Source organism: Polyangiaceae bacterium (assembly GCA_016715885.1).
Lineage (GTDB): Bacteria > Myxococcota_A > Polyangia > Polyangiales > Polyangiaceae > Polyangium.
This window is the reverse complement of the sequence record JADJXL010000028.1, coordinates 459,790-475,190: the sequence shown is the minus strand read 5'-3', so window position 1 is coordinate 475,190 and position 15,401 is coordinate 459,790. Positions and strand designations below refer to the sequence as shown.

The window sequence follows — 15,401 nt, the reverse complement described above, 5'->3', positions numbered from 1 at the left end:
GTGCGCCTGTGTGCTTGCGAGGTTACCGGGGGGCGCCTTGTGTTCGACGCACCAGGTTGGGTGGGTGGAATGACGTCGATGGTCGACCCTTTCGGCGCGACGAATGTCGTGATGTCCGTCGATTCTGCAACCTGAACTTGTCACGATGATCGTCTTCCGGTGTAATGCGGATCATGTCCAATCCTACTCCTGAAGTTGTTGGTTCGCAGAAGGCCTACGAGCAATTCCTTCCTGAAGCAGAAACGCTGGCGGAAGCGGACGTGCGTCCATTTCGCGCTGACGGATCGCTGGCGTTGCACAATGTCGAGATGGGTCTCGACGCCATTTCGCCTCACATGGATCGGATCAAAGCAGAATTGCCGACCGTGGACGTCGTTGCATTGCAACAGCTCCCCGACTTGGCGCTTGCGGTCATTTATGCGGCGGCGCAGGTGGACCGTACGAGTGACGGGTCGACGGGCGCGCTTATCGACAAGGCCCGAGCATCGCGCACGTTGCTGCTCACGTCTGCCGAAGCGCTTGCTGTAGCGGGCATATTGCCGGCGCATGAAGTCGAGCGCATACGAGTGGGGACGGGGCCCATCGATTTGGCGCAAGACAACATTGATTTGGCCGCGCTCATGACCAAACACGCCACGGCGATTGCCGGAAAAACGGCGGTCACGCCGGAGCAGATCACGGAAGCTGCAAATGTAGGGACGGAGCTACTCAAACGGCTCAAGCCCAAAGGTACGCGGAGCAAGGACCCGGCGAGCGAGGCGGTCGCTTTGCGTGATCGATTTGGACGCTGCTCGCGACGCGCCTTTGAGAGCTGCGTCGCGTGGGCATGTGGTTATGGATGGACGAGGTGGATCGATTCGTTCCAGCGTTGCAATCGCGGTCGGTGCGTCGGAAGAAGACGGGGCCTGAATGATGCGCATGGGGCGGGGGAGTGCGTTGTATGTGTGCTCAATCGTCGTTTGATTTGTGGGCCGAGCACCGACAAGGCCACCATGACGACGGAACGTAATGCTGCGCGAATGCAGAGTCGTTGCCGAACCCTGATTCATTCCGCGCACAAAGCCAAAAGCTCGTCTTTCGAGCGCACCTGAATCGTCCACGAGACACAGTCATCGCGCACGTGCTCCAAGTCGGCACGCGCCTCAGTTTTTCGGCCCAGCTGGAAGAATGCCTCCGCTCGAAGGAAGTGGAGCTCCTCGCGGAGGTCGTCATTATTCAGTTGGTCAGAAAGAACGAGCCCTTGGCTGAAGTCAGCAATAGCCAGATCATAGTCGCCCGCCATGAGTGCATATCGGCCTCGATCCCAGTATGCGTCGGAAGCCGACAACCCGAGCTCGATTGCTCGCGTCATTGCAGTAATTGCCGCTGGGTAATCATCGTTGGAGTTGTGGGCACGCGCGAGCGCGCGCCAAGCCTTGGGATCATCGGGATGTTGCTCGGTTTGGCTCACCGCATCCTCGAAATCGGCTTGCTCCTTCGCCCTCTTTCGCTCCTGGACCTCCTCGCGCACCCGTTCCCAGGTGTCGGCGGGCAACCGCACTTCGCTGAACCGGGGCCGTCGCAGGTTTCCCGCCCATTCGAGTGTCCCAGAATCCGCGAGAGCGATCAACCGACGGAGATGGACGCAGCAATGGGTGTCGTCAAGCGGAAAGCCGCCTTCTTTGATGGCATCGGCAATGATTCGTGCCGCCTTGTGAAACATATTGTCTGCTTGGTCGAGCAGATTGGCGTCGATTTGGGCCAGGCCGGCTGCGCCTAGTCTTTTGGCTAGCGCAGTCTCCTTATCGTCCGGAACCTCGGGCAATTCATAATCATCCACCATGACAAAACCTCATTTCGTACGTAGCGCAAAAATGCGACTTTCGATCGTATCGTGCACCTAAAAACAACGTCACGTCCTCCTTCCTGGGCGGGCTTCTCTGCCGCCCGAATCGACGCGATTGCCACCGCACCGCTCGTCAACATGCCCGCGCGCGCAGTCCTTAGCGTTCGTATGTCCTCCGGTCAGGCCGCGCGGAGGGTTGGGGGAAGAGAGCCATTCGATGCATTGTCTGATTGCTTGGTCCCATTGTTTCTGGCACTCCTTCGACAATTTACCCGCGACCACTGCGGCAAGCACGACAACCCCAACACCCACGACGATCGTCACGCCCGAGCCACCAATGACGATCGGCAGCAACTCGTACACATGAGGCAGCAGCATTGTGGTGTCACCAATGAGGCTGCGCGAATGCGGTAGTATGCTTTGAGAATTTCCCGATGATAACGATTCACCCTCCTCTGGCAGGACGTCGAAGACTCGCATCTGCTCGAGCGCCTGGATCAAGCATTCCTCGAGCTCGCGTCGTCCAGTCGGTTCCCGTTCGGCTCGACATCTCGAACCACACCCAGTGCCGTCGCCCGGACCTCGAAAGATATATTGTACGAGTGCCGCGAAAGTCGCGAAACCCGCCCGTTCGTGCAGCCTTGAAGGGCAGCTATGACGCTTCGAGGAAGCGACCGCTCCAATAGCTGAGACCGATCCGATGACTGCGGGGGCGCCACGATATGCTCGTCGCTCGCCGCGCATCCGGCCATCAACATAAACATGCCCAATGTTGTAGTGAACAATGCCACCGAGGCCAATCGCCAGCGGCTCAAAATCGTGTGACTCTGGACGCGTGCGTTTGTTAAGGCTGTCATCGATATGTCTCGCTTTATCATGTGTTCTTTCCTTGGATTAACAAGGTTATCAGGAGAAAGGTTCACATTTACCACCCGATTGATTCCGTCCATCGCCGCTTTAATACGATAGCGACAACATCGGCTCAAGGTAGCGGTAGAGCACGACACCCCCTTGCACGGCCTGTTGCGAGGCTACGAGAAAACAGATGTGCTCGTCAAGCCCGGTAATTCGGACTCTACGGGTAACCATGCCCTTGTTCGAACCGAGTCTTTTCCTTGACGCCGGGGTTGCATAAACAGTAGGCTCGCGCCCCATGCCCCTGTCGTGGAACGAGATTCGCGCCAACGCCATCAGCTTTGCCAAGGAGTGGAAGGGCGAGACTCGAGAGCACGCCGAAGGTAAGACGTTCTGGGACGACTTTTTTCGAGTCTTCGGCTTGCGGCGAAGGCACGTCGCCACCTTTGAAGAGCCCGTCAAAACGATCAAGGGGACGTACAAATTCATCGATCTTTTTTGGCGTGGCACCTTGCTCGTCGAACACAAGAGTGCAGGCAAGAGTCTGGACAAGGCGCACTCGCAGGGAATCGATTACATTCAGCGTCTTCATTCGGCTGGGCGTGCCGACGACGTCCCGCGGTACCTGATTGTTTCGGACTTCCTTCGGTTCGCATTGTACGACCTCGAGGCAGACACTTCGGTAACGTTCGACCTTGATGAGCTGTACAAGCACATTCACGCATTCGCCTTCATTCCGGGGTACCAGCAGCCTAGCCTCATCGACCAGAACCCAATCAATATTGCGGCCGCTGAGCGGCTTGGGTCTTTGCGGGATGCGCTCGAGGATTCCGGCTACAAGGGGCATGCGTTGGAGCGATTGCTCGTACGCATTTTGTTTTGTCTTTTCGCGGATGATACGAGCATATTCGACCCGCGCGATGCCTTCGCGTTGTACATCCGCAATCATACGAAAGAGGATGGTTCCGACCTTGGTCCGCATCTTGCTGAAATCTTCGATATACTCGACACACCGGTAGAACAACGATCCAAGCATATGCCGGAGGACCTCAAAGGTCTCCCGTACGTCAACGGCGGACTATTTGCGGAGCGCCTCAGGATCACGCATTTTCATCGCAACGCGCGCGATGCGCTTCTCCATTGCACTGAATTCAACTGGTCGACGATATCGCCCGCGATCTTCGGGGCGCTCTTCCAATCCGTTTTGGATTCGCGAGAACGGCGACAGTTTGGTGCGCATTACACGTGGGAACCCGATATTCTCAAGGTGGTTCAATCGCTATTTCTGGACGATTTACGGAGCGAGTTCGAACGGATAAAGCACGACCGCCGTCGGCTTTCAGAATTTCACATAGCGCTCGGAAAGCTGAAGTTTTTGGATCCGGCATGCGGATGTGGCAGTTTTCTCGTGATTGCATATCGCGAGCTTCGCCAACTCGAATTGGATGTACTGCAGGCGCTATCGTCAGGCCAGCGCGTCACCGACATTTCGGCGCTAGCGCGCATTGATGTCGATCAATTTTTCGGGATCGAGCTGGAAGAATGGCCGGCACGAATCGCCGAAGTGGCGATGTGGCTTACGGATCATCAAATGAACTTGCGCGTTTCTACGCTGTTCGGCAACTACTTCGTGCGCCTCCCCCTTAAAAAGTCCCCGACGATCGTCGTTGGTAATGCTCTTTGCCTCGATTGGCGCGATGTCGTCCCGCCCGAGGAATGCTCCTATATTCTCGGAAACCCGCCGTTTGTCGGGCATCATTATCAAAATCAGCAGCAGAAGGCAGATCAGGACTTTGTCATGTCCGGTATTTCGGCGCATGGCGTTTTGGACTACGTATGTAATTGGTATGTCAAGGCTGCCGACTATATTCGTGGGACTCGCATTCAGGTCGCGTTTGTCTCAACGAATTCTATCACGCAAGGTGAACAGGTTGGCTTGTTGTGGACGTTCCTCGTCCAAAAATACAAATTAAAGATCCATTTCGCTCATCGTACCTTTGTTTGGCAGAGTGAAGCGCGGGGCAAGGCGCATGTTCATGTCGTCGTAATCGGCTTCTGGAGCGTTTGATGGGTCAAATAAGCGGATCTATGAGTACGCTCCCGATGGAAAATTGGTTTCCGTATCTAAAGCAACGAACATCTGCCCATATCTCGTGGAAGGGTCCGATCGCGTTGTAGTCAACCGTTCATCGCCCATAAGCGATGTTCCCAAGATGTCCTGGGGAACAAGCCGACGGACGGCGGACACCTCATCCTTTCCGAGCAGGAGCGCGATGAGTTGGTCGCCGCGGAGCCGGGTGCTGAAAAGTACATCCGAGCCTATATGAGCGGCGGGAATTTCATCGATGGTGTCACGAGATATTGTCTTTGGCTGAAGGACGCGGACCCTCGTGAGCTAAAGAAACTGACGCTGGTTTGGGATCGTGTAGAGAATGTCAAAAAATTTCGCGAAGCCAGCACGGCGGCCAGCACGAGGGCGTATGCAAAATATCCGACTCTATTTCGTCAAATTGCACAACCTAATTCGGATTATCTCGCGATTCCGGAGGTGTCGTCCGAGCGGCGCGCCTATATCCCGATTGGCTTCATATCCCAGGATGTGACCGTTCCGAAGAGCTTTCGTGTGCTGCTCTTGGCTAGGTCCACCGGGTGGTCTTTCTTCTTGGTCGTCGTTTTGGCCACGCCGTCACGCTAGTCGGGGAAGGGCACGAGCGTTAGCCCGTTCGAAGCCCACCGTTGCCGTTTTGCGGAGGCAGAAGGTTGGATGCTCGCCGGGCAACCGGGGTTGTTGGTCAGAAGATTTGGCAAATGAAACATTCGACGCGCGGTCCCAGGACGAATGCGATCGTCGCCGACGAGCAGAGCGGTCATTGAGAATTCACATTTTGTTGAAAATGTAAAATATGTAATAAAAGAAAATTAGCAAATCGTCGTCGCTCGACGTTCCTGACGAAATGCATGTTCGAGTGCATGTTTCGACGCGTCCGATGCACGTCAGATCGCCGAAGCCTTTCTCACCCGCCGCACGGCAACCCTTCCCACGACATAACCAATCGTGAACAAATGCCAGGCGCGTAGCCCGCTCTTTTCACCCTGGTACACCGGCCTCACCGGCACTTCCGCAATGCGATACCCATGTCGACTCAACGTGCCGAGCACATCATTCGGATACCCATATCGAGGCCACATGCCTTCGCGCAGCACGCAATCCATTGCGCGTGCGCCAATGGCCGTGTAACCGCATTGGCTATCCGATAACGCCGACAATCCCGATGCATAGCGCGTGGCCCATGCGAGCGCCGCCGTCCCCACGAGCCGATGCAAAGGCATGTCGCGCCATACAGCGGGATGCCGCAGCCGATCCCCTTTCACATAATCGGCGTCACCACGCACGATGGGATCGATGAGCGCTGGCAAGTCGTCCGGATCCATTTGTCCATCGCCAGCCATGACGACAGCCACGTCTGCACCCAGTGCACGCGCTTCCGCATAACCCGTCAAAATGGCCGCACCTACGCCGCGATTCACCGAATGCTTGACGAGCCGCAAGCGCCCGTCGTTCGCCGCGAGCGCTTCATCCGATGTCCGATCGTCGCTCGCGTCATCGACGACGATGACGTGATTCACGATGCTCGGCACTCGGCGTACGGTCATTCCAATCCGTTCTTCCTCCCGAAACGCCGGCACGACGACGGCAATGCGCGACGCTCTTTCGTCTTTTTTTTCGTTCATTCTCGTGGGGTTTGTCTGACATGATCGCCCGAGCGGCGCACAAAAAAAACCGGGCGACCATTGGCCGCCCGGTGTTTGTCATCCCGAACGAGGGACGATCAGACGTTCGGCGCTTCCCAGTCATCCTCGGCCGTGATGCCACCCTCGTTCCACGTCCAGATGATCTTCTGGTACGTGAACGCGATCTCTTCGTACTCGGCGTACTTCATGAGCTCGGGGTTGCGGTTGTTCGGCATGCGGTGGCTGATCGACGCGATGTTCGCGTTCATGAGGCGCACCGTGTAGTGATTGACCTCGGTGCCGACGCCTTGCTGCGCCTTCACTTGCGGCGTGTAATGGTCGAGCTTCCACTCGGGGATGTTCTCGTTGTTGACGAGCGCGTTGTAAAGAAGCGGCGAGGCCTTGTCGAGCTCCTTGGTGATCACGAACGGCTTGTGCATGCGCTTGCCGGTGGGCAAACCGCTGGCCGGATCACGCGGGCTGATGATCTCGTGCGAGACCGCGATGACCATGATGCTGTTCTCGCGACCCTTTTGCGTCACGGAACCCTTGATCTCGCCTTGCTTCTGCCCCTTCAAACGGAGATACGCATTGAGAGCCATGTCGATTTCCTCTTTTCACCCAAATCCACCGGCCTCTGGACTCAGTCTACACCTCATTGTGCGCTGGCAGATGACGGCTTCTCTGGATTGCGCGTCTTTACGACCCGCCGAAGAAACTCGCTCGAAGATGGAAACCCCGAGGAGTCTGACAAGGTGTTCGCTCGTTTCTACGCAGGCGTCAAGCACTTTGTTCAGGCGCTCGAATCATCTACGAAAATGCCTACGAACGATACTTGCGACCCCCCGCGAGCTGATCGGCGAATGCGACGAGATCTTGCTCCTTCTTGAGCAGCGCACCGAGAAACGGAAGGGCTTGTTCGAGCCGCACTTCGCCAACGTTCGCCTGGCGAAGCACCGATATCCAATCGATGAGCTCACTCGTCGACGGGCGCTTGCGCAGCCGCTGCATCCCACGGATCTCGTAAAACACCGATAGAACTTGATCGGCGAGCGATCGCCCGAGATCGGGATGATGCACGTTCACGATTTGTCGCATGAACTCGCGCTCGGGAAAGTCGATGAAGTGAAACACGCAACGCCGAAGGAATGCATCGGGCAGCTCCTTCTCGTTGTTGCTCGTGATGATCACGACGGGACGATGCTTCGCAGCGTACTCGTCACCCGTTTCCACGACCCGAAACCGCATGCGATCGAGCTCGTGCAAAAGATCATTGGGGAACTCGAGGTCCGCTTTGTCGACTTCGTCGATGAGCAACACGACGCGTTTGTCCGAACTGAGCGCGCGGCCGAGCGGGCCGAGCTTGATGTAACGCCGAATGTCGCGTACGTCGCCGTCACCGAATCGCGAGTCGTAGAGGCGCTGCACCGTGTCGTACACATACAGGCCATCTTGCGCTCGCGTGGTGCTCTTGACGTGCCACGTGATGAGGTCGAGCTCGAGGCCTTCGGCAATGGCTTCCGCGAGCAGGGTTTTTCCGGTCCCTGGTTCGCCCTTGACGAGCAGCGGTCGTTCGAGCGCCAATGCGCAGTTGACTGCAGCTTCGAGCGCGTCGCTGGTGAGGTAACGGATCGTGCCGCGAAAACGGCGAAACTCGTTCATGCGGCGCAACGTAGCACAGGCGTCTTTCAAGCCAGGCGAACGATTTTGCCAATGGCTTCGTCGTCGAATCCCCCAAGGGCGATCACATCGGGTGCTTCGGGAACGTCATACGGAAGGTCGGCCCCAGGCAACCCCGTCACTTTGCCTTCGCGCACGGCGGCATACAGGCCCTTGGCATCACGCTCGGCACATCGCGCAGGCGATACGTGCACGTACACTTCGATGTAACGCGGCGCGAGCTCTTTGGCGCGATCGCGGTACTTCCGCAAGTGTGCCGTCGCGGGAACGATGACCATGAGGCCTTGCGCGGCAAACAGCGCAGCGAGGTTCGCGAGCGTTTCGTAAAAGTCGCTCCGCGCCTGTTCGTCGTACGCAACCGCAGGCTTGATGGCGGCGCGCACGGCATCTCCGTCGAGCACGACCGTGGGCCGATGAGCGTGCAGGAATCGCTTGCGAAGCCGTTCGGCAAGTGCGGATTTACCCGAAGAAGGTAGTCCCGTGATCCATACGACAGCTCCCCCGTTACTCATGGAAACAACCTTTCCGCATCGTTGGGATCGAACGAACGTGCATCGAGCGCTCGCTCGACGAAGCCGAGAAGAGCATCACGCGTGGTGTCTCGAATCGAAGGGTACCACCTGGGGTTTGCCATGACCAGCGCTCTCCAGGCGAGAAACGGTGCGCCGACGGAGAAGATGTCCGTGTCACCGGTTCGTTCGATGTACGTTTGGAAAAACAATCTCCAAAGCTTGCCCAAGGCCGGCGCCCATGATCCAGGTGCTTCGAGTGCAAAGAAGACGTAATTGAGCGCCAAGCACATGACGTCGTCTGCCGGATCGCCCACCGATCCGCGACTCGTATCGAGCAGGGCTGGCTGTCCTTTGCGGTCGAAGAGAATGTTGAACGGATGGAAGTCGCCGTGCGTGCGAGCAAGCCGATGGGTCCGCTGCTTCAGGCGAAATCGCCATTCCAAACACTTTCGTTCGATGCCCAAGAGCCGCTCGGGCGGCGCCATGGGAACATTGTCGGGATATCCGTCGACGAGCCCGAAAATACCTTCGCCACTGCCCAATAAATCGCGAATGGCGCGACGATAGAGAATGGGTGCATTGCGTTTTTCGGCGTGGATTTCTGCCAGCAGCAATGCGAGCGCTCGGGTTCGAGATTCGTCCTCGGGCGAAAGGCTTTCTCGATGTGCAATGCGACGAAGGTCCTCGGCATAAACGTGTCCTTCGACGAATTCGGTGATCAAGTAAAACTCGTTGCTGTCGCGGAGCGAAATCAGCTTTCCGCCGCGCGTGACAGCTCCAACGTCGATGGCTCGCGTATGCCGGGGAATGGAGTCGAACGTATCGTAGGATAGGAGCATGTTCGCGGCACGATCAGCTCGGCGATCGTGCCCGAATTCGTCCGGTTTGGCCGTATGCAGACAGAGGTCACGCCGCTCGCCGCCATTCGTCCGCAAGACGATGCGGAGGGGCACACCATAACCAATGGCTTTTTCCGTTCCATCGGCGTCTTGGACGTCCGCGTCGGGGCCAAGCGGCGTGATGCTCTCGATCTTGGCGTGAGGAGCAATTTGCGCGCAAAGCTCGGCAAGCGCCTTTGCATTCCTCACATTTTCGTTCATTGCAACGCTCGTTTCCTCGTTTGATGACTATGCCTTGCCGTCGCAAGCGTCGGCGAGCGCTCGAAGTGCATCCGTCGTCGTAAAGACGCCAATGACATGCTCGCGCTCCATGACCACGGCCGAACCATACCGATGCTCGGCCATCTCCCGAGCAACCTGTCCGAGCAGCGCAGTTTTCGCCACGATGTACGGCGTCGCCGTCATTGCCTCTTCAACTCGAACCGTGGCTGCTTCCACGTCGCGCAGGTTCTCGACGAACGCGAGATCTCGGTCCGACAGGATGCCCACCAGCCGGCCTCCATCGAGCACTGGCAGATGCCGAATGTGATGCTCGCGCATGACTTCGTGGGCATGCTTCAGGGACTGATCGTACCCGATGGAGTGGATGCTTGCGGTCATGTAGTCGGCGATGGTTTTGTCCTTCATGGGCTCCTCGAAGCGGCCGATCTAGCAAGAGTGCGGCCAGCCGGAGTTTTACGCGATGTCGAAGCGTGTGGGGCGCTAGAATTGCGCCGGCGTGCATTTCATGCGCCTACCTGCGAGCCAAACCGCAGTACCATGATCGCCGCCATGCCGGGAGCGGCGCTCGTTCGCTTCGCGGAAACCGGCTCTGGACCATTGGCACGAGATCTGCCGTAAGCCGCTACATCGAGAGAGGCAGGAGTTCGAGATGAGTAATCAAGAGAAGGCGTACACGATCGTGGTCGGGATTGACTTCTCGGAGGCGAGTGACGAGGCGCTCGATGAAGCGCTGATGCTGGCGATGGCGCGTCATGCGGAGCTGCACGTGCTTTACGTCGACGATCACTTCCGTGCGCCCGAAGGCGGACAAGAGGCGGCGGCAAACATGTTGTCGCGCATCGAGCATCATACGACTGCGCGAATGGACGACATCGGGCGCCGCAAGGGGCAAAAAGTGACATTTCGCAAGATGTATTCGCACTTTCGGCTAGGCGCCCCTGCCGAACAACTCGTGCAGCTCGCTTCGGACCTCGACGCGGATTTGGTGGTTGTCGGGACGCACGGGCGCAGTGGCCTGCAGCGCCTCGTGCTGGGATCGGTTGCGGAGCGCGTGGTGCGCTTGGGTCGGTGCCCGATTTGGATCGTGCGGCCCAAGGATCACGCAGGGCTTGGCAAAGTGCCCGAAATCGAGCCGCCGTGTAAAGATTGCGTCGCCAAGCGCGAACAGACGAACGGCGCGCAGTTCTGGTGCGAAAGGCATTCGGAACATCACGTGCGTGCGCACACGTATCATTACGCAGGTGGCGACGGGACCGACCGAGGATCGACGTCGGGTCACACGTCGACGCCGACGTAATTTGAAGCCTGGCCTGTTTTTGGAAGCTCTCTTCGCGGGCCCGAAGCGAGCTTCCAAGATCTGGCCCGGTTCACATCGTGTTCTTTTTGTTGTCTTTGGAAACGATTCCGTACTCGTGCAGGCGGTACTGAATCGTTCTCACGCTGATGTCGAGCATCTCGGCGGCTCTCGTCGTCGAGCCATTGGTTGCTTCGAGCGTCGTGAGAATCGCATATCGTTCGATTTCCGCCATCGTCGAGCCTGGCACACGCACGGCACCTTTCGGCATGGGCGCCACGTCGATCGGCAAGTCGCCTTCGTCCACCATCGTGTCTTCGCAAAGGACGACCGCTCGTTCTACGGCATTTTCCAATTCACGCACGTTGCCCGGCCACCTGTGCGCCAAGAGCTTTGCCCGCGCACGGTCCGTGTATCCATCGATGCGTTTCTTGTTCTCCGCGGCAAACCGCCGCAAGAAATGATCCGCCAGCAAAATGACGTCGCTGCCCCGCAATCGCAGCGGCGGCATTTCAATGTGCACGACGTTGAGCCGATAATAGAGATCTTCTCGGAATCGACCATCTTGTACGTCTTTGGCGAGATCCCGGTTCGTCGCAGCAACGAGCCGCACGTCGACCTCGATCACTTCGTTGCCACCGACACGCTCGAACGTGCGCTCCTGCAGCACGCGCAAGAGTTTCACTTGAGTTGCCGGCGGAATCTCACCGACTTCGTCGAGAAACAGCGTCCCACCGTTGGCCTGTTCGAATCGACCCAAGCGACGTTTGTCCGCGCCCGTGAAGGCACCTCGTTCGTGCCCAAACAATTCGCTCTCGAGCAAACTCTCCGCCAGCGCCGCACAATGAAGCGTGATGAACGGCCCGCCATGACGCGGACTCTTCTTGTGAATCGCTCGCGCCAGCTCACCTTTGCCCGTGCCGCTCTCACCCGTGATGAGCACCGTTGCACGAGCACCCGCGACCTGTCGCGCAAACCGGTACACCTTCTGTAGCGCGGGACTCGCACCAATCAGTCCTTCGAAGCCTTCGCCATCTCGTTCGCGCAGTTGACGTCGCAGATGCTCCGCTTCGACACGCAGGTTCGTCCTTTCGATCGCACGCTCGATCGACACGATGAGCGCATCGAAGTCCACCGGCTTGGTCAGATAGTCATCCGCACCCGCACGCATCGCCTGCACTGCCGTCGATACTTCGCCAAACGCCGTCACCACGATCACAGGCACGTCGTGATACGTGCTCCGAAGCTTCTGCATCAGCTCGATGCCGTCCATCTTCGGCATCTTCAAATCCGTCACCACCACGTCGGGTGGGTGTTCTGCGGCGACTTGCAGCGCGTTCGCTCCATCCGCCGCCGAATTCACCGCATACCCCTCTTGGCGCAGCAATTTCTCGAGCCCCGAGCGAGCGTTGGGTTCGTCATCGACGACCAGCACGCGAGCCTTCGGCTTGTTACCCGTTTTTGGTTCCGTCATGTGAAGTGATCCTCAGTCTTTGATCAGGCGGGGATGATCCGTACGCTCGCGTTCGCCGAGTCGAATCGGGAGTTTAGCCCGAAAGATCGTTTTTCCCACGCGGCTTTCGACATCGATCGTGCCGCCATGGTCGGTGACCACTCGGTGAACAATCGATAACCCAAGGCCAGTACCATTGGGTTTGGTCGAGAAAAACGGGTCGAATATGGGCGCGTCGACATTCGATAGTCCAGGCCCGTCGTCCTCTACGTCAATCACGGCATGTCGTGGTTTTCGTCGAACTCGCACCTTGACCGTACCCCCGGGGACGGTCTCGAGCGCTTCAATCGCATTTTGCAGCAAATTCAACAAGACTTGTTCGATCTTTGGCGCGTCGACGTCGAGAACGATGTCGTGAGCCGGAAGCTCGAGACAAACTTTGAGCTTACTCTTTTCAGCGGCAGGAAGCACGAGCTGCACTGCACGCTCGCACAGTGCACGCAGCGACGTCGGGCGCAAATCGAGCGGTTTGGGACGAGCGAAATCGAGAAACTCACTCACGAGATCACCGAGCCGCTTGATTTCCTCCGTGACGACGCGGAGCGCGTCGAGCTGGTCGGGCGGAGCTCGACCTTTGCGCAACTCGCGTTCGAGGAACGTGGCATGCAGCCGTGCACCGTTGAGCGGATTGCGGATCTCGTGCGCGAGACCCGCTGCAAGCGTACCGACGGCTGCGAGCTTCTCCGACTGCCGCACACGCAAGGCCAAGGCGTTTTCGTCGGTCGTGTCGCGACCTACGGCAAAAAGCACGACGTCGTCGTCCTGGCCAGGCGCGTAGGCAAGCTGCCAGCGCACTTCACGCATCTTGCGCGAACGCGTGCTCACGACCGTGTCGAGGTCATGAATCTTCTGTGCACCCTCGCGCGCATCGAGGATCGTGCGCATGAGGCTGCCGTGTTCTTCTCGCAACGGTTCGGCCACGAGCGTCTCGACGAAAGGTTTGTCCAAGACCTCCTCGCGACCCTTTCCCGTGACGCGCTCGGCCTCGCGGTTGAACAGCCGCACATTGCCCCGTCGATCGATGCCGACGATCATCACACGCGCAAGCTCCACGGCGCTCACGTACCGGTGTTCGGTGCGACGCAGCGCCTGATCGACCTCGGCGCGTTCGAACTTGGCCCGCTGCTGCAGCCGGGCGACGAAGTGATCGCAGTAGCTCTCGAGCATCACGGCAAGGTCGAGGTCGAGCACACGATGAAGCGCTTCGCGGCAAGCAGGAGCATCGTCGCCCATCGTTTCATCGACGACGCGTGCGAGCGCCATGCGAATGACGGCCATCGCCGTGAACATGTAGCGTTGAGGCAATCCGATCTGTACGTGAACGCGGCCAATCTTGGACGTCTCCGCGAAGTACGCATCGTCGTGCGGGCCCGTGCACAATCGGTGCATCCAGCGAACGAGCGACGCTTGCAGCCGCGCGATCTGCTCTTCGCCCGTGAAGACGTCGTGCGCTTCTTCGTGCTCGCGAATTCGATCGTAGAACTCGATCGCGATGCGCTCGAAATGCGGTGCGGCCTTGGGATGAAATACGCGAAGCAGCTCGGTATCGTTCGAGGTGAAACGAACGTAACGCAAAAGCTCCTTCACGCGGTCTTCCCGCGTAGTAGCTGGATCCGGGGGGTCTCCGTACATGTTTGGCCTCAGCGGCTTTCGGAGCCGTCGACATTGCCCGCGATGGCTTCACCGAGCGCTGACAACTCGCTGCCAAGGAGCGCGACGAGATCATCGGCCGTCACGATGCCCGTCACGCGACCATCCGCATCGACGATGGGAACGCGCCGCACGCCGTGTTCCCGCATCGTCCGAACGGCCGTCAAAAACCCATCCGTTCGTGCAATCGTGACCGCGTCGTACGTCACGATGCTCGACACGAGGATCGCTTCCGGATCGAGCCTTTCGGCAACGACGCGAAGCACGATGTCGCGGTCGGTCAACATGCCGACCGGGCGCCCGTCTCGCACCACGACCACGCAACCCACCTTCAGGTCCCGCATGCGACAGGCAACATCGAGGACCGTGTCATCCAGCGCCGCGGTGACGACGGGTCGCTCGAATCGCGATAGAGGCGCCGGCACGTACGTCTCCGGCGCCGGTTGTGCTCCCGGGCCCGATGAATGCTCGAAGTGCAAACCTTTCGCCCCGCGCGCAGTGTTTGCGTCTCTCGTCGTGCGGACCCCTTGCCAATTGCACACGAGGTACGAATCGCGCAGGGACAAGCCGACGCATTGCTCGCACGTGTTGCATTCCGATACGTCGATGTCCATTCCCCGGCGGGGACAATGCACGAGTGCTTCGACACCATCGGCAGTTCGTATCGACAAACGATGCACCTTGGCCGGTTGGTCACTCATGCGTCCGCTCCGTTCTCTCGAATGACAGTACCTCGTTCCGGCGCTGCATCGTCTCCAACGCGCACCGTGAGCACCGGACAGGGCGCATGCCTGACGACTCGCTCCGCCACACTACCCATCACCAGCCGCTCGAAACCCTTGCGCCCATGCGTCCCCATCACGATGAGGTCGAAGCGTTCTTCTTCGGCCAACCGGAGGATCACCGTGCCCGGTTCCCCCATCTCCAGCCTTTGATGTACCTCGGTCACGCCGGCACGTTGGAGCTGCTCGACGAGGTGCCGAAGCGCTCGGTCCGTGCGCGTTTGGACGAGCTCGTTCAGCGATGCGTCCGCTGCGTTCGGTAGGTTGACCACGAGCTCTGGAAACACGAACCCTTGCCACGCCGGCGGCTCTTGCACGTGCAAAAGCTCGACACGCCCGTCGAGCTTGGTTGCGAGGTTCGTGGCGAGCTCACACGCGGCATGTGAGCTGTTGGAAAAGTCGACGGGGACGAGGATCCGGTTGAACGCAGTCATGCT

16 protein-coding genes are annotated in these 15,401 nt (G+C 58.7%); 4 read left to right on the top strand and 12 right to left on the bottom strand.

The genetic code is table 11. The features are described 5' to 3' along the window. Positions 1–173 precede the first annotated feature (173 nt). The gene (locus IPM54_43285; GenBank protein ID MBK9266600.1) at positions 174–1,091 is read left to right on the top strand and encodes a hypothetical protein; all 918 of its coding nucleotides are present in this window, start codon (positions 174–176) and stop codon (positions 1,089–1,091) included. Here IPM54_43285 and IPM54_43280 read toward each other — a convergent pair. Together IPM54_43280 and IPM54_43275 are read right to left on the bottom strand one after the other, a co-directional pair. Beyond that, the gene (locus IPM54_43280; protein MBK9266599.1) at positions 1,046–1,804 is read right to left on the bottom strand and encodes a tetratricopeptide repeat protein; all 759 of its coding nucleotides are present in this window, start codon (positions 1,802–1,804) and stop codon (positions 1,046–1,048) included. The two genes, IPM54_43285 and IPM54_43280, sit on opposite strands and share 46 nt — an antisense overlap. Before the next feature lie 87 nt (positions 1,805–1,891). Beyond that, on the bottom strand, positions 1,892–2,326 hold the full coding sequence (locus IPM54_43275; GenBank protein ID MBK9266598.1) for a hypothetical protein: 435 nt from the start codon (positions 2,324–2,326) through the stop codon (positions 1,892–1,894). A 652-nt stretch (positions 2,327–2,978) separates the two neighbouring features. On the opposite strand from IPM54_43275, the gene IPM54_43270 reads away from it, so the two are divergent. After that, positions 2,979–4,748: a class I SAM-dependent DNA methyltransferase gene (locus IPM54_43270; GenBank protein ID MBK9266597.1), complete on the top strand. Its 1,770-nt coding sequence runs from the start codon at positions 2,979–2,981 to the stop codon at positions 4,746–4,748. A 210-nt stretch (positions 4,749–4,958) separates the two neighbouring features. Next, the gene (locus tag IPM54_43265; GenBank protein MBK9266596.1) at positions 4,959–5,375 is read left to right on the top strand and encodes a hypothetical protein; all 417 of its coding nucleotides are present in this window, start codon (positions 4,959–4,961) and stop codon (positions 5,373–5,375) included. A gap of 299 nt (positions 5,376–5,674) precedes the next feature. Here the strand turns inward: IPM54_43265 and IPM54_43260 are convergent, their stop codons facing one another. The 6 genes from IPM54_43260 to IPM54_43235 form a co-directional block, all read right to left on the bottom strand. Next, entirely contained in the window at positions 5,675–6,412 is a 738-nt protein-coding gene (locus tag IPM54_43260; protein MBK9266595.1) for a glycosyltransferase family 2 protein, read from the bottom strand. Positions 6,413–6,510: 98 nt separating this feature from the next. Continuing rightward, positions 6,511–7,014: an Hcp family type VI secretion system effector gene (locus tag IPM54_43255; protein ID MBK9266594.1), complete on the bottom strand. Its 504-nt coding sequence runs from the start codon at positions 7,012–7,014 to the stop codon at positions 6,511–6,513. 220 nt (positions 7,015–7,234) lie between these two features. Then, positions 7,235–8,074 carry a MoxR family ATPase gene (locus tag IPM54_43250; GenBank protein MBK9266593.1) on the bottom strand — a complete coding sequence of 280 codons (840 nt, stop codon included), beginning with the start codon at positions 8,072–8,074 and terminating at the stop codon, positions 7,235–7,237. Between the two features lie 26 nt (positions 8,075–8,100). Further along, on the bottom strand, positions 8,101–8,604 hold the full coding sequence (locus IPM54_43245) for an adenylyl-sulfate kinase (GenBank protein ID MBK9266592.1): 504 nt from the start codon (positions 8,602–8,604) through the stop codon (positions 8,101–8,103). Beyond that, entirely contained in the window at positions 8,601–9,704 is a 1,104-nt protein-coding gene (locus tag IPM54_43240) for an aminoglycoside phosphotransferase family protein (protein ID MBK9266591.1), read from the bottom strand. The genes IPM54_43245 and IPM54_43240 overlap by 4 nt, the downstream gene beginning before the upstream one ends. A 27-nt stretch (positions 9,705–9,731) precedes the next feature. After that, a complete protein-coding gene (locus IPM54_43235; GenBank protein ID MBK9266590.1) occupies positions 9,732–10,103 on the bottom strand; it encodes a CBS domain-containing protein in 372 nt (123 codons plus the stop codon). Positions 10,104–10,374: 271 nt separating this feature from the next. Between IPM54_43235 and IPM54_43230 the strand changes: the two genes are divergently transcribed. Then, positions 10,375–11,022, top strand: a complete 648-nt coding sequence (locus IPM54_43230) for a universal stress protein (protein ID MBK9266589.1) — start codon at positions 10,375–10,377, stop codon at positions 11,020–11,022. 70 nt (positions 11,023–11,092) lie between these two features. Here IPM54_43230 and IPM54_43225 read toward each other — a convergent pair whose 3' ends face one another. Genes IPM54_43225 through IPM54_43210 form a run of 4 tightly spaced genes read right to left on the bottom strand, consistent with a single transcriptional unit; the run spans position 11,093 to position 15,398 of the window. Continuing rightward, the gene (locus IPM54_43225) at positions 11,093–12,493 is read right to left on the bottom strand and encodes a sigma-54-dependent Fis family transcriptional regulator (protein MBK9266588.1); all 1,401 of its coding nucleotides are present in this window, start codon (positions 12,491–12,493) and stop codon (positions 11,093–11,095) included. A gap of 12 nt (positions 12,494–12,505) precedes the next feature. Beyond that, positions 12,506–14,164: a PAS domain S-box protein gene (locus IPM54_43220; GenBank protein MBK9266587.1), complete on the bottom strand. Its 1,659-nt coding sequence runs from the start codon at positions 14,162–14,164 to the stop codon at positions 12,506–12,508. Between the two features lie 8 nt (positions 14,165–14,172). Continuing rightward, positions 14,173–14,883, bottom strand: coding sequence for a CBS domain-containing protein (locus tag IPM54_43215; GenBank protein MBK9266586.1), 711 nt, complete (start codon positions 14,881–14,883; stop codon positions 14,173–14,175). Beyond that, a complete protein-coding gene (locus IPM54_43210) occupies positions 14,880–15,398 on the bottom strand; it encodes a universal stress protein (protein MBK9266585.1) in 519 nt (172 codons plus the stop codon). The genes IPM54_43215 and IPM54_43210 overlap by 4 nt, the downstream gene beginning before the upstream one ends. Positions 15,399–15,401: the final 3 nt, after the last annotated feature.

What these genes read in the sequence shown, in the direction of transcription:
- IPM54_43285 (MBK9266600.1), top strand. Translation starts at nt 174, where the DNA reads ATGTCCAATCCTACTCCTGAAGTTGTTGGTTCGCAGAAGGCCTACGAG.
- IPM54_43270 (MBK9266597.1), top strand. Translation starts at nt 2,979, where the DNA reads ATGCCCCTGTCGTGGAACGAGATTCGCGCCAACGCCATCAGCTTTGCC.
- IPM54_43260 (MBK9266595.1), bottom strand. Translation starts at nt 6,412, where the DNA reads ATGAACGAAAAAAAAGACGAAAGAGCGTCGCGCATTGCCGTCGTCGTG.
- IPM54_43255 (MBK9266594.1), bottom strand. Translation starts at nt 7,014, where the DNA reads ATGGCTCTCAATGCGTATCTCCGTTTGAAGGGGCAGAAGCAAGGCGAG.
- IPM54_43250 (MBK9266593.1), bottom strand. Translation starts at nt 8,074, where the DNA reads ATGAACGAGTTTCGCCGTTTTCGCGGCACGATCCGTTACCTCACCAGC.
- IPM54_43245 (MBK9266592.1), bottom strand. Translation starts at nt 8,604, where the DNA reads ATGAGTAACGGGGGAGCTGTCGTATGGATCACGGGACTACCTTCTTCG.
- IPM54_43240 (MBK9266591.1), bottom strand. Translation starts at nt 9,704, where the DNA reads ATGAACGAAAATGTGAGGAATGCAAAGGCGCTTGCCGAGCTTTGCGCG.
- IPM54_43235 (MBK9266590.1), bottom strand. Translation starts at nt 10,103, where the DNA reads ATGACCGCAAGCATCCACTCCATCGGGTACGATCAGTCCCTGAAGCAT.
- IPM54_43230 (MBK9266589.1), top strand. Translation starts at nt 10,375, where the DNA reads ATGAGTAATCAAGAGAAGGCGTACACGATCGTGGTCGGGATTGACTTC.
- IPM54_43225 (MBK9266588.1), bottom strand. Translation starts at nt 12,493, where the DNA reads ATGACGGAACCAAAAACGGGTAACAAGCCGAAGGCTCGCGTGCTGGTC.
- IPM54_43220 (MBK9266587.1), bottom strand. Translation starts at nt 14,164, where the DNA reads ATGTACGGAGACCCCCCGGATCCAGCTACTACGCGGGAAGACCGCGTG.
- IPM54_43215 (MBK9266586.1), bottom strand. Translation starts at nt 14,883, where the DNA reads ATGAGTGACCAACCGGCCAAGGTGCATCGTTTGTCGATACGAACTGCC.
- IPM54_43210 (MBK9266585.1), bottom strand. Translation starts at nt 15,398, where the DNA reads ATGACTGCGTTCAACCGGATCCTCGTCCCCGTCGACTTTTCCAACAGC.